Origin of the sequence: Methylobacter sp., assembly GCF_030680395.1 — a bacterium.
Classification (GTDB): Bacteria; Pseudomonadota; Gammaproteobacteria; order Methylococcales; family Methylomonadaceae; genus Methylobacter_A.
The window spans coordinates 403,270-416,586 of record NZ_JAUXVR010000007.1 but is presented as its reverse complement, the minus strand read 5'-3'; the positions used below and the strand labels follow the sequence as shown (position 1 = coordinate 416,586).

Here is a 13,317-nt window from a genome sequence, read left to right as displayed (position 1 = left end):
TCCTATAAAACAAATTACCACGGACCGGTTAAATATAACCGTCAGTATTTTTTACCAGCCAACGCTCGGCTTGGGATTTTAACAGCTCCTTTTTCCAGAAAGGTGCTCTCGTCTTTAATGCTTCCATGATAAACCGACTTGCATCAAAAGCGTCACCACGGTGCGATGTCCACACTGCCACCAACACAATCGGATCATTAGGTAAAATATCACCCACCCGATGCACTACCAAAGCATCAATAATCGGCCATTGCCGCACAGCTTCGGCGACGATTCTTTCCAGCTGCTTTTCGGTCATGCCGGGATAATGTTCCAGGGTCATACCCTTAATATCCTCACCTTCATTGAAATCGCGCATTGTGCCTATAAAAATATTAGTTGCGCCAAACTTTCCGGCCATGCCCTGTGCCGAACACTGATGTCCCTGAACTTCCTTCCAGGGATCGAAAGGCTCGTCGTAAATCTTTATTTCCACGGCGTCAACCCCCAGTCACTGGCGGAAAAAAAGCCACCTCATCGCCGTCCTTAACAACACTATTTAATTCAACATAGTCCATATTCACCGCCGCCAAACTATTATCCGGTAGGGCTTTATTCGGATTAGCGCTGCGCCATACATCGACGACTGTAGTCAATCCTGAAAACTCCAGATTATCTTCCGAACGGCCGATACTTTCTTTCAAGCTGGCAAAATAACGAACCTTAATTGACATAATTAGTTACTCAGTCACAAAAAATAGAATTGGCACGAAGTGCATTGTATGGGAAATCTGTCGATCGCCTTTTTAGTTTTCTTAACCGGCAGTTGATATAATAAAAACGTGCCTGCCCTTTCACTGATAATTTTACAGAAAAATGACTGCATTAACCCACTTTAATCAATCCGGCGAAGCTCACATGGTTGACGTCGGCGACAAGGCGATCACTCAGCGTACAGCCGTCACCGAAGGCTATATTGAAATGCAGCCGGAAACACTCAAGCTGATCATAGATGGCGGACACCAAAAAGGCGATGTGCTGGCTATAGCAAGAATAGCCGGCATCATGGCCAGCAAAAAAACTGCGGACCTGATCCCGCTCTGTCATCCGCTACCTCTAACTCATGTAGAAATTAAACTGAGCGCTGAGATCGACAGCAACCGGATACGTTGCCAAACCACCGTAAAAACCAATGGACAAACCGGCGTAGAAATGGAAGCGCTAAATGCCACGCAAATCACATTACTCACTATTTATGATATGTGCAAAGCCGTAGATAGGGGAATGATTATTCAGTCAGTCCGATTACTGGAGAAAGATGGCGGCAAGTCAGGACACTGGCAGAACGCTACCGGATAATTCAGTTGTGACATTTGAGCGCTAAAAATCGAAATAAAATTCAAACGACTGCCCCTATTATCCTGGCGAACAACCGGGTAATGCGGTTGTTTATTAGATTTATTAAACTAGACTTATATTTTTCAACAACGTGCCGACTGCTTTGGCGCTATTCAGAATAACAGCAGAGACAACTATGCCGATTATATTAAAAGAACTTGCCGATTTTTGCGGTGCGCGGATTGAAGGTGGCGATCTCTCAGCAACCATCCATTCTGCGGCAGAGATTACGTCTGCACACCAGGGCCAAGTCACGCAGTTAACTAACAGTCGCTATACTCGGTACATTAAGGATTCAACGGCTTCGGCCTGCTTTATTGCGGAAGGTTTCGGTGTTGAGGATGCACCTGAAAACATGGCGCTGCTGATCTGTGCCGATCCTGAGCTCAGTTTTATTAAAGCAGTCGAATTACTGCATCCTGCCAGGACTTATACGCAACAAATTGCGCCGCAGGCAGTGCTTGAAGCCAATGTGGCGTTAGGCACTGAACTGTATATCGGACCATATGCCGTCATTGGCGAAAACTCAAGCATAGGCGATGGCAGCCAAATACATGCAGGCGTTTATCTTGGTAAAAATGTCAAAGTAGGCAAAAACTGTCGCATTTATCCTTATGCTGTTATTTATGATGATGTCGTCATAGGGAATAATGTCATTATTCATTCAGGGGCCATCATTGGCGCCGATGGCTTTGGCTATAAGTTCAGAAATAACGAACATGTAAAAGTTCCTCAGGTCGGCAATGTGGTTATTGAGGACAATGTCGAGATTGGCGCCAATACCTGCATAGACAGGGGCGCATTGGGAAGCACCTCAATAGGAGCAGGCAGTAAAATCGATAATCTGGTGCAGATTGGACACAATAATAAGGTCGGCAAAAACGTAATCATGTGCGGCTTAACGGGAGTGTCCGGTTCCTGCAATATTGAAGATTATGCGATTCTGGCGGGAAGCTCGGGTATTGCCGATCATGTTACGATTGGCCAAGGCGCTGTAGTCATGGCGCGCTCCGGCGTAGCCGGTGATGTCAAGGCGGGCACACAGGTTTTCGGCAGTCCGGCAAAAGATAAAAAGACGGCTTATAAAGAGCAAATCGCCATCAGCAAACTGCCTGAGCTATTGAAAAGAGTAAAAATGTTGGAAGAAAAAATCCTGCTGTTGGAAAAGGATATATAGCCAATACTTCAAAAATTCCGTAGATTTTACGGCAACAGAACATTATAAATTTCAATTCATGCATTGAAATGTTAGGGCTTTCTTGGGAGGGGCGTGTCGATTAGGTTCGAGACTTTATGTTGCTGGTGTAAGAGGGCGTTGCAGATTCAGGATACAAAGATACCAAGCAGTAACAACACCCCCCGCTATTTTCATAGCGGGGGGAATTATTTTAATTACCTACGTTACCAGTGTTGTTGCTGGTTTTTTTCGCATCAATTTTCGAGAACACTTCAGCATTACTCGCTGCAACAGCACCACTTTGTAAATGCTTGGTTTCGTCCTGTTTCAACATCACAACTAAAACAATAACAGCAGCAATAGCAACACCAGCGATCAACCATGTGTTATCTTTTTCTTGTTCTTCAGCCATTTTAAAATCCTCGAATAGTTTATATTATTTTATTTTATTCCCTTTCCTCAAAGGGAGCCGCTCAACAAATTGTTCTATTGAGCTGCTTGTCGAATTAAGTAATAAACGACAGGGTACTTTTTATCATGAGATACGGCGTCGTGTCAAAACTATAAATAAAAAATACCAATCGCGTTACGATTAATGGGACAACAAAAATTGCCGGCAATCGTAAAACAGCAAGGGGCCCCATGCAGTAACCAAGTGAAAGTTAATGTAAATATTTTTATAAGCACCATGAGGCACAGGCCGATAAAAAGATATTCTTGACAATAAATGTTGCTGATTATGGCATAGTAAATTGAAATCAAGTTGCCGCAATTAGAGAGCATTTCGATTAAAATTTCCGAGTCGAAATATAGCTGAATACGCTAAGCGAAGCCTGAATTGATAATACAAAATTACTGCTTAGAGCGGTATTCTTCTTATAGCCGGCGTGGTCTCTGGATGCAGTAAGATAGTACTACCAACCTACCAATAGCTGTAAGCGTAGTGTTTTGGAGTCAGGTTTAACTAAAACATCAACAGGCATGCTTTTTAGCCTCATTTCACCTGACAGCTCCACTTTCTCTTTCATTAATGAGAGTAAAAACTTTCTTTAGACCTACTACTCCCTCACCGGTTTTTTATCCAGCTTCCTTTGCAATGTGCGTCTGTGCATATTTAGCGCCCTGGCGGCAGCCGAAATATTGCCGTCGTGCTGCATCAGAACTTTTTGCAGATGCTCCCACTCCAGGCGTTTTACGGATAAGGGATTCTCACTAATCAAAACCGACGAGTCGCCTTCATTTTTATGCAGGGCATTGACAATTTCATCGGCATTGGCCGGCTTGGTTAAATAATGCGTGGCGCCCAATTTTATTGCTTCGACCGCTGTAGCGATACTAGCAAAGCCGGTTAACATGACGCAGGTAGTATTATCATCCAAAGAGATCAGCTTTTTCACCAGCTCCAGCCCTGATTCATGCCCGATACGCAAATCAATCACCGCATATTCGGGTAAATAGCGTTCGGCAAATGCTATTCCGGTTTTGACATCGTTAGCGACCAATACCTCATAATTTCTTTTTTCTAACGCACTCTTTAGCACCTTGCAAAAAGTCTCGTCATCATCCACCAGCAACAGCCGTGGTTTATCCATTTCCTGGGTTGTCATGATTATTCTCTATATTTAAAAGAGGAAGGGTAATTTCCACACAGGCTCCGCCCGATTCGCTGTTGTAAAGATTAATTTTACCGCCCAGACGACTAATAGTGGAATAAGCTAAGAATAACCCCACGCCTAAGCCGCGTTTTTTGCTGATAACAGGTTGCTTACCGGCAAAATCGATTAATTCCGGCGGCAGGCCGGGGCCGAAATCCCTAATTTTAATAACGGCGTAGTCTAAATCCCATGATGCGTGAAACTCGATACCTTTTTCCGGCGGAGACGCTTCAGCGGCATTATTTAAAATATTAATAATCGAGTGGGTCAGCGTGAGTTCGGCAATGATTTTTGCCTGTATTGCGACTTCAGGATTGATAAAGAAGCATAACTTTGCCGATGGTTTGTGAGTGCGCCATTGATTGATTACTTCATCAATATAATCAGTCAGCAGCATGGCACTACCGGATTCGGCACGCATTTCACCCGCAGAGGCCGACATTACCGATAGCGCTATTTTGCACCGGTCAATCTGTTGCTGCATAATCAGTAATTTCTCATGTAAATCAGGAAAACGATGAATCGGATACTCTTGTTCAAGCTCATGAGCCACAATAGCAATGGTACCTAATGGTGTTCCCATATCGTGAGCGGCACTGGCCGCCAAAGTACCCAATGCGACAACACGTTCATCCCTTAACGCATTTTCCCGTGCTTCAGCCAGATTTCGCTCCTGTGCCTTGAGTGTTTTAGCCAGTTCAACCACAAAGAATGCGACTAAGCCGGCGCTGAATACAAAACCGAACCACATGCCAAAAATATGCAGATTAAAATAATGACTGTCACTCATGGCGTGAACCTGCTGTAACAGCTCATAATTTTTTACATCGGAATACAGCATTTCCGAGCTAGGCATATGCGGCTCTATCGACGGCAAAGGAATATTGTAAGCCATTAATGCCGTATACATAGACGTAGTTAAAATCACCATATACCAAGCATAGGATTGGTGAAGCATGATGGCTGTAATAATAAGAGGCAACAGGAATACCCAAGTAATAGGGTTTGATGCGCCTCCAGTTAAGTACAGCAGTGCTGTAATACTAAAAACATCAATGACTAGCTGAGAAAAAATCTCCAATTCCGTAACGGGGTCGTCTGTCTCTAGACGCATTGAGGTATAGACATTAACGACGCCTATAGACATTATCACCAGCCAGAGCTGCTGCTCCGGCAAACGGATATTAAGACCGTATATGGATAAAACAACGAGTATAACCTCGCTGAGCATCATCAAGTTTCTGAGGATAAACAACCACCTCAGGTTTTGTCGAGCAGAAAATTCTGACTTAGGTGCAGCGTATGAAAGCATTTTATAAAACAGTGTGTTGTTAGATATAACCTAAATAAAAGATTAGGATTATTTAAGTATATTATCGGGATTTAAATTAAAAATTAAACTGCGACAATATGTCACATTTTATGTTGCATTATTTATTGATATTATTAATCTAACTTTTAAGGCTCTTGTAGAGCACCATAGCTGAAAAGTTGCGTCATATTCTTCCTAAATATTCCAAGGCGGTTTTTTTAAACCGCCTTTTTTTTGTCTTTTATAATCAGAGACTAATCAAAAACCACGCCGACACCCCCTAAGCCGCAGTAACCCATAGGATTCTTGGCCAGATATTGCTGATGAATATCCTCGGCATAATAAAATTCGTTTGCCGGCATAATCTCGGTAGTTATTTGTTTAAAACCTGCCTGAGTGAGCTGATGCTGGTAGTGTTGTTTTGATTTAAGCGCTTCATCCAACTGTTGTTGGGTATAAGTATAAATTCCGGATCTGTATTGCGTACCGATGTCATTGCCTTGCCTCATACCTTGCGTGGAATTATGGGATTCCCAAAAAATCTGAAGTAACTCACGGTATGAAACGACAGCCGGATCATAAATAACTTTAACAGCCTCAGTATGCCCTGTTAAACCTGTGCATAGCTCTTCATAAGTCGGATTAGGTGTGTAGCCGCCGGTATAACCCACTGCCGTACTAAACACGCCCGGACATTGCCAGAATTTTCGTTCAGCCCCCCAGAAGCAGCCCATTCCGAACAGAGCTTGTTCCATGGTTTCGGGAAACGGCGGAACTATCGGATTACCTGTTACAAAATGCCGGTTTGTAACAGACATTGGCGTGTTTCGGCCAGGTAAAGCGTCCTTAGGATCAGGTAGGGTAAGTTTTTTTGATGAAAAAATCATAGCCTGTGGTATTTTTATAAAGCTGTTAGGTCAAAGATTATTATGATCCTGATGTCAAAAAATGCACGATTTTTTAACTGGAGAAACATGATAGAGCAAGATTTATTACGCCGTTTTTTATTTGAAGAGCTGGGCGTCCGTGGAGAATGGGTCAAATTAACCAACAGCTGGCAAGCGGCAAAACTTCATCAGCGCGGCTCTGAAAGCGTGCAACAGCAGTTGGGACAAGCACTGGCGGCCGTAGTCATGTTGTCGGCTACCGTCAAGTTTAAAGGCTCCATGATTCTTCAAGCCCAAGGCGATGGCGACATTAAAACACTGGTTGCTCAGGCAACGGATCAGCGAAAAATACGAGGCTTGGTAAGGGGCAAGGAAAATGTAGCCGCCGCTTCATTGGAAGGCATGTTCGGCCAAGGGCGACTGGTGTTAACCATCGAAACGGAAAACGGCGCGCCTTATCAGGGTATTGTTCCGCTCCAGGGCAGTAACTTGGCCGATGTACTGCAAACTTATTTCCAGCAATCCGAACAACTTAAGACCCGCTTGTGGCTGTTTGCCAATGCCACTCATGCTGTAGGATTATTATTACAGGAGCTACCTGCGCAGGATAATTACGAGGTTGATTGGGAGCATATCGAAATACTGGCAAACACCGTAACCGAGCAGGAATTATTCGAGCTGGATTGTGAACAACTGTTATATCGATTGTTCAATCAGGAAAAAGTCAGACTGTTTGACGCAGAACCGGTTGAATTCAGCTGCGCCTGTTCACGGTCAAACATCGAAAAAACATTATTCGCTATGGGCCGAACCGAACTGGAAGATATTCTAAAAGAGCGCGATATTATTGAAGTAAACTGTGAATTCTGTAGCGAACACTACCGCTTTGATAAAGTTGACGTGGAGAATATCCTGTCTCAGAAAAGTACCGTTCCGAATTCCGAAACACGACATTAATCACCAATCCCATGAAAACCGGAATAATCAAACGAAGTCTTCGCATTATTTTTTTACTGGCACTGACAGCGTCATTATCCGGTTGCATGTACTGGGTTAGGGCTTATCAAGTCTACCTGCAGATGGATGAGTTCGACAGCCACTTTTCCGTCGTCGCCAATGATGAATTTACCCTGCGCTTCAAGGACCCCATTCTTTACAGCAAGGATTTTGTTTCTTTATCCAAGCTTTATGCCAGCCAGGATGATCCAACACCGGAAGGCAGACGCTGGCGATACTGGTTTCGCAAGGTTGACGGTAACAATAACCTGATCAAGCCGGAAGTAAAATTTTATTCGGATTTAAATTTTAATAAAGAAAACCGTTTGATTGCCTGGTCGTTTTCTTCACTTTTTTTGGCGATTGCCCCGCCCAAGTTTTTAGAAGTTTCTTTACGCTCTATAGGCGGAGCCGAAATCGACAAAGAAAAACAACAGCTCAAAGCCAACTCGGCATTGCTGGAAAAAATTTCCGATGATTTGCCCAAAAAACCGGCCGTTCTGGCACAACTGGGAGAACCTTTTGAAATCAAGGATGAAGGAGAACAGGAAGTCTATATTTACCGTTTTCTGCTGGAAACTCATCATATAGAAGAAGGTTATGAGGATCGCGCTTTAAACGAGGTTAAAATCAGCTTTGATAAAAGGACCCAGGAGTTGGTTAGAATGGCTGGGCGCTTTGCAGGGCTTAAGGTTTCAATTAATTATCGAAAATTTCTCGATGAAGCGCCGGCTGTCGCACAAAACAAACCGGAATAGCGAGCAAGCCTAACCCCTCTCCTCATGCTGCCAAGGAATATCAACATCGCTTTGACCGAGAATTAATCCGCCTGCTTATCCTCTCCGGCCGCAATAAAAAAGGCTTAGACATTGATTGTCTAAGCCTTTTTTATTTTATATTGGGTCGGCCTGTTGGACCGGCCCAATAACCGGCTGTTACTTACAGCTTGTCGGCATTTTTATCCAGATATTCTGCAACACCGGCAGGATTTGCGTTCATGCCTGAATCGCCTTTATGCCAGCCTGCTGGGCATACTTCGCCATGCTCTTCGTGGAATTGTAAGGCATCAATCATGCGCAACAATTCATCCATGTCGCGACCTAAAGGCAGATCGTTAACAACCTGATGACGAACCTTGCCGTCGCGGTCAATCAGGAAAGTACCGCGGTAAGCCACGCCAGCACTCGCTTCAACATCATAATCTTTACAAATAGAGTGCGATATATCTGCAGCCATTGTGTAACGAACAGGACCGATACCGCCTTTATTAACAGGTGTATTACGCCATGCGTTATGAGTGAAATGCGAGTCGATAGACACAGCAATCACTTCAACATTACGGCTTTTGAATTCATCCATACGGTGATCTAAAGCGATCAACTCACTTGGACAAACAAATGTGAAATCTAACGGGTAGAAAAATACTACTGCATATTTTCCGCCAGCGGCCTCAGAAAAACTAAATGAATCAACTATTTGACCATCGCCAAGAACGGCAGGAACTGTAAAATCAGGTGCTTGTTTACCGACTAATACGCTCATTGATTATCTCCAAATAAATAGTAAAAAAACAAAAGACTGTTAACTTTAGTGTTAGCCACTGAAGCAGTGGATTATTGAAATTGTACACTAGATTAGTAGGGATTTGCGAAATTGTTGCTATTTTTAGCTTGCTTTAATTTTAATTTTATACATAATTTGTCATCAATAGCTTACAATGAAGTCAGGGATTTACTCTCTTCAGGCCTTTTTAAAGCCTGTCGCCCTAACTTGGCTGTTAAATTCATTTAGTTCATTCGTTTGATGGAATTCTATCATGGCAAAAAATAAACATATTACCGAACCCGATGTGTTTGGTTTTCAGGTACGCATCGTAAGGCGCGGCAAAGAAAGCAGCCGTTATTTTTCGCATAAATTGTGGGGCAACAAAGGTAAATCCTTGAAAGCCGCAATTACCTGGCGTGACCAGATGCTAACCGTTTTAAAAGGCAGCAAGACACGATTTCTTAAACCGCCCAAGAATAAAACCACCACCGGTGTCACCGGTGTGTCGAGAACTATCAAGTACGACCATCGTAAAGATAAAAGCTATCTTTGCTATACCGTTTTTTGGGTCAGTAATTGCAAATCCAGGAATAAAACCTTTCAGGTTGGTAATGTCGACAAAGTAACGGCAGATGACGAATTGCATGCGTTCCGTACCGCCAAGCTGTTCAGAAGTTGTTATGAATTTTCAATTGATAACGATCTTGAATTTTATGACAGCAAATTTGCCGGCTGGAAGAAGACACGCTTGTATGAAGACGAGAATTTGAACGCAGTAGCAATGTAAACGAAGAGTTCGTGTTAGAGGTCTGCAACAGACTTTTGTGAAAACAAAATCCCAGACAGACCCCAATAAACGATTGAGTTAATGATAGAGCATCCTCAATCATCCCGCTAAAGTTCGACACGGATACCCAGCTCAATGACGCGCTCAACGGGAATTTTGAAAAATTCTATCGCGCTTGTGGCATTGTGGAATAAAAACCTGAATAAGGGTCTGCGCCACGTAGGCATAGGACTTTTTTTCCGAAAAGAGACCCTTTCACTACCGATAAAAAACGAGGTCTGCTTGAAATCGATGTTTAAGCCTTCCTGAGCGCACAACTCTAAAGCTTGTCTCACGTCAGGGTTTTGCTTAAAACCGTAATACAGTTTAACCCGATAAAAATTGTTATCCTTGCCGAATGCGCGAATCTTGATCCGGTGCGCCACATCAACGTAGGGCTCATCTTTAGTGACAACAGTCAACACCATGATCTGTTCGTGCAATACATGGTTATGCTCAAAATTGTGTAAAAACACCTGCGGTACACCATGCAGGCTTTTAGCCAGATAAATGGCTGAACCTTTAACGGTGACTGCCTGATGACTTAATATCTTATCTTCTAAATCCTCAAACAGCACACGCCTCTGGTCGATATATTCCGCCAACAAGGCACGACCTTTAATCCAGGTGGTCATCATTAAGAACAGCACAGCTCCGATGATCAGAGGCAACCAGCCCCCGGTCGGTATTTTTAAACTGTTGGAAGAAAGAAACAAAAAATCTACCGTTAGAAAAGTTGTCAAAAAAGCAACACTAGCCGATTTTTTCCATTGCCAAATTCCTTGGATGACGATAAACGCCAAAAGAGTATCGACAATCATAGTCCCGGTAACGGCAATGCCGTAAGCGGAAGCAAGTGCCGAGGAAGACTCGAAACTCAACACCACGACAAATACCGAGACCATCAATAACCAATTGATCGCAGGAATATACACTTGCCCTACTTCTTGACCCGACGTATGTGAAATGTTCATGCGTGGGCAGTAGCCAAGCTGTATGGCTTGTCTTGTAACCGAGAATGCACCGGATATTACCGCTTGAGAGGCAATAACCGATGCCAATGTCGCCAAAATTAACAGCGGATACATCGCCCATGTCGGCGCCATTAAATAAAATGGATTTTTCACCGCCTCAGGATGCTCAAGCAGTAACGCGCCCTGTCCGAAATAGTTGAGCAATAAGGCAGGAAAAACAAAGCTGAACCAGGCATAACGGATGGGCTTCAAACCGAAATGCCCCATGTCGGCATAAAGCGCCTCAGCACCGGTTATGACCAAAACCACTGCGCCCATAATTAAAAAACCCTGCCAGCCTAATTCAAGCAATAAATGAATCGCGTAATAAGGGTTAACTGCAGCCAATACGGCAGGAGCGTTGATAATATTATTTAAGCCAAGAATGCCCAAAGTAATAAACCAAAGACACATGATAGGCGAAAACATTTTCCCGACCGCTCCCGTACCTTTAGCCTGCACAATAAAAAGAGCGGCAAGTACCGTAATAGCAACCGGTAAAACATAATGGCTTAAAGACGGCGTAATTACTTGCAAGCCTTCGATTGCACTTAATACCGATATTGCCGGGGTAATAATGCTGTCACCGTAAAACAAAGCGGCGCCGAGCAAACCGATGGTAACAATAAAGCGTGTTTTTTGCGGGTTGCTTTTAGCGCTTTGCAAGGCTAAAGCCATTAGCGCCATAATGCCGCCTTCGCCTTTATTATTAGCACGCATAATAAAGATTGTGTATTTGGTTGTTACAACCAGAGCCAATGCCCAAAAAATCAGCGATAGAACGCCTAGCACATGGGATTTATCAATCGGTAAATGACTACCGAAAACCTCTTTGACAGCATATAAGGGACTGGTGCCAATATCACCGAATACCACGCCAATTGCGCTTAGCGCCAAAACGGCTACTTGTTGTTTGGAATGACTCTGTGAATTTGACGACATAGTAAATATTGAATTAAGTAAAGAATCAACCGGCTATCATACCCAGTGTAATACTTCGGATTGCGGGGATATCAGAAACCAAAAGAACCACGGAAGTTCGTCAGCGCTACTGACAAAAAACGTAAGTGAGTAGAGAAAATATAGCTTTTGTCTATGGGCATCATGCCCCCGCCGATGATCCAACCACAGTCAAGCTACCGCAGAAGCCTGCCATCATGGCGATAAGTTCAACTGGCAAAAAAAGAAGGATGGAGTAGGCATGGGAGTTTGGAACAAAAGTTTAGAAGTAAATATCTAAATATACACCTAGTCTATGGAATCGACACTACCGTTCCCATGCACATCGATTAAAATTAGACTGAAAGCCTTCGTTAATCAATGAGTGAACTGTATACAGAGTGTATATAAATTGTTAACAAACCACGAAGAAACATACGAATGCTTCCATATGTTTCTTCGTGGTTTATGTTGGAAGTGTATTACTGTTTTTCAGTTACGAACGCTATTTTAGCGATCCCGGAGTGTTGCACGGTTGCCATGACTTCGGCGACTTTTGCATAAACGACATCTTGATCGGCGTATAAATGCAAGCCGATTTCTGGGTTTTTTAGAAGCTCAGCCTTCAACGCCGTTTCCAATGCTGCAAGATCTGCGAGTGGCAGCTTATTCAGTGTTATGCCTCCCTGCGCATCGATACCGAGCTGTAACGGTTGTTCTTTAATATCCGCTGTAGTCTCGGCGGTTTTAGGTAAAGTAACATGCACGGATTGCGTGAGTAACGGCGCGGTCACCAATAAAATAATCACCAGCACCAACATTACATCGACTAGCGGAGTGACATTAATGTCGCTCATTGCTCCTTCGTCTTCCGATTGCGGTTTAAAAGCCATGCCTATTCCTTACCGTTGACGTTCGCACTTGAGGCGATATGCATAAAACTGACGACAAAATTTTCCAAACCGGCACGTTGCTGTTTGACCCGGCGCAAGAAAAAGTTATAGGCCAGTACCGCCGGTACGGCGACCGCGATACCGATTGCAGTGGCGACCAAGGCGTCGCCGATGGGACCGGCCACCACATCAAGACTGGTCGAGCCGCTTGCAGTGATCTCGTGCATCGCGTGCATGATGCCCAACACTGTTCCGAATAAACCGACGAACGGGGAGGTGCTGCCGATACTGGCAAGCATTGTCAGGCCGCTTTCCATTGCATGTTGCTCTTGCTGCATTTGAACAAGCAGGGAATGTTCGAGTAATTCAGATGGAACGCCACGATATTTAAGGCTCTTACCCTCAGACTGCTGACTTTCGTTCATCCATGCAAAACCTTGCTGTGCAATCCGCGCTTGCGGCCCTCTGGTTATCTCTGCCGGTAAAGTTTTTGCCTGCTCCAGATTGGCCGCATCCCAAAACGCCTTATTAAAAGCCCTGTTATAAAAACTGTTCTTGGTGAACTGCCAGATTTTGAAAAGAATCACCGTCCAGGTGACCACCGAGAAAGCCAGCAACGTGTATAAGGTACCGTCGATGATAACTTCTGGCGCAATATGATAGGGCATTAAGATCTCCTTTTTAGTTATTCAAATAA

15 protein-coding genes are annotated in these 13,317 nt (G+C 43.8%); 5 read left to right on the top strand and 10 right to left on the bottom strand.

Features of this window, described 5'->3' with window-relative positions; translation table 11 throughout:
- Nucleotides 1-28 precede the first annotated feature (28 nt).
- Both Q8L79_RS04545 and Q8L79_RS04540 read right to left on the bottom strand, forming a co-directional pair.
- Nucleotides 29-475 carry a molybdenum cofactor biosynthesis protein MoaE gene (locus Q8L79_RS04545; RefSeq protein WP_305268348.1) on the bottom strand — a complete coding sequence of 149 codons (447 nt, stop codon included), beginning with the start codon at nt 473-475 and terminating at the stop codon, nt 29-31.
- 4 nt (nt 476-479) lie between these two features.
- Nucleotides 480-713, bottom strand: a complete 234-nt coding sequence (locus Q8L79_RS04540) for a MoaD/ThiS family protein (protein ID WP_305268346.1) — start codon at nt 711-713, stop codon at nt 480-482.
- Nucleotides 714-855: 142 nt separating this feature from the next.
- Here Q8L79_RS04540 and moaC point away from each other — a divergent pair, with 142 nt between their 5' ends.
- Complete coding sequence (gene moaC, locus Q8L79_RS04535; protein WP_305268345.1) at nt 856-1,338, top strand: cyclic pyranopterin monophosphate synthase MoaC; 483 nt, start codon at nt 856-858, stop codon at nt 1,336-1,338.
- A 175-nt stretch (nt 1,339-1,513) separates the two neighbouring features.
- Nucleotides 1,514-2,554 (top strand): UDP-3-O-(3-hydroxymyristoyl)glucosamine N-acyltransferase, encoded by a 1,041-nt coding sequence (lpxD, locus tag Q8L79_RS04530; RefSeq protein ID WP_305268344.1) that lies wholly within the window; start codon nt 1,514-1,516, stop codon nt 2,552-2,554.
- Nucleotides 2,555-2,765: 211 nt separating this feature from the next.
- Here lpxD and Q8L79_RS04525 read toward each other — a convergent pair whose 3' ends face one another.
- From Q8L79_RS04525 to msrA, 4 genes are all read right to left on the bottom strand, one after another.
- On the bottom strand, nt 2,766-2,966 hold the full coding sequence (locus Q8L79_RS04525; protein ID WP_006891763.1) for a hypothetical protein: 201 nt from the start codon (nt 2,964-2,966) through the stop codon (nt 2,766-2,768).
- 646 nt (nt 2,967-3,612) lie between these two features.
- On the bottom strand, nt 3,613-4,161 hold the full coding sequence (locus Q8L79_RS04520; protein ID WP_305268342.1) for a response regulator transcription factor: 549 nt from the start codon (nt 4,159-4,161) through the stop codon (nt 3,613-3,615).
- Nucleotides 4,139-5,521 carry an ATP-binding protein gene (locus Q8L79_RS04515; RefSeq protein WP_305268341.1) on the bottom strand — a complete coding sequence of 461 codons (1,383 nt, stop codon included), beginning with the start codon at nt 5,519-5,521 and terminating at the stop codon, nt 4,139-4,141. The genes Q8L79_RS04520 and Q8L79_RS04515 overlap by 23 nt, the downstream gene beginning before the upstream one ends.
- Nucleotides 5,522-5,775: 254 nt before the next feature.
- Nucleotides 5,776-6,408 (bottom strand): peptide-methionine (S)-S-oxide reductase MsrA, encoded by a 633-nt coding sequence (gene msrA, locus Q8L79_RS04510; RefSeq protein ID WP_305268340.1) that lies wholly within the window; start codon nt 6,406-6,408, stop codon nt 5,776-5,778.
- Between the two features lie 87 nt (nt 6,409-6,495).
- On the opposite strand from msrA, the gene hslO reads away from it, so the two are divergent.
- The gene (gene hslO / locus Q8L79_RS04505; protein ID WP_305268339.1) at nt 6,496-7,365 is read left to right on the top strand and encodes an Hsp33 family molecular chaperone HslO; all 870 of its coding nucleotides are present in this window, start codon (nt 6,496-6,498) and stop codon (nt 7,363-7,365) included.
- Between the two features lie 11 nt (nt 7,366-7,376).
- Nucleotides 7,377-8,162: a hypothetical protein gene (locus Q8L79_RS04500; protein WP_305268337.1), complete on the top strand. Its 786-nt coding sequence runs from the start codon at nt 7,377-7,379 to the stop codon at nt 8,160-8,162.
- A gap of 181 nt (nt 8,163-8,343) precedes the next feature.
- Here Q8L79_RS04500 and Q8L79_RS04495 read toward each other — a convergent pair whose 3' ends face one another.
- A complete protein-coding gene (locus Q8L79_RS04495; RefSeq protein WP_305268335.1) occupies nt 8,344-8,946 on the bottom strand; it encodes a peroxiredoxin in 603 nt (200 codons plus the stop codon).
- 274 nt (nt 8,947-9,220) lie between these two features.
- On the opposite strand from Q8L79_RS04495, the gene Q8L79_RS04490 reads away from it, so the two are divergent.
- Nucleotides 9,221-9,736: a hypothetical protein gene (locus Q8L79_RS04490; RefSeq protein WP_305268334.1), complete on the top strand. Its 516-nt coding sequence runs from the start codon at nt 9,221-9,223 to the stop codon at nt 9,734-9,736.
- Nucleotides 9,737-9,843: 107 nt separating this feature from the next.
- Here the strand turns inward: Q8L79_RS04490 and Q8L79_RS04485 are convergent, their stop codons facing one another.
- The 3 genes from Q8L79_RS04485 to Q8L79_RS04475 all read right to left on the bottom strand — a co-directional run bounded on the left by Q8L79_RS04485 (nt 9,844) and on the right by Q8L79_RS04475 (nt 13,288).
- Nucleotides 9,844-11,730 carry a potassium transporter Kup gene (locus Q8L79_RS04485; RefSeq protein ID WP_305268332.1) on the bottom strand — a complete coding sequence of 629 codons (1,887 nt, stop codon included), beginning with the start codon at nt 11,728-11,730 and terminating at the stop codon, nt 9,844-9,846.
- 479 nt (nt 11,731-12,209) lie between these two features.
- Nucleotides 12,210-12,620 (bottom strand): biopolymer transporter ExbD, encoded by a 411-nt coding sequence (locus Q8L79_RS04480; RefSeq protein ID WP_305268330.1) that lies wholly within the window; start codon nt 12,618-12,620, stop codon nt 12,210-12,212.
- Nucleotides 12,621-12,622: 2 nt separating this feature from the next.
- Nucleotides 12,623-13,288, bottom strand: a complete 666-nt coding sequence (locus Q8L79_RS04475) for a MotA/TolQ/ExbB proton channel family protein (RefSeq protein WP_305268329.1) — start codon at nt 13,286-13,288, stop codon at nt 12,623-12,625.
- Nucleotides 13,289-13,317: the final 29 nt, after the last annotated feature.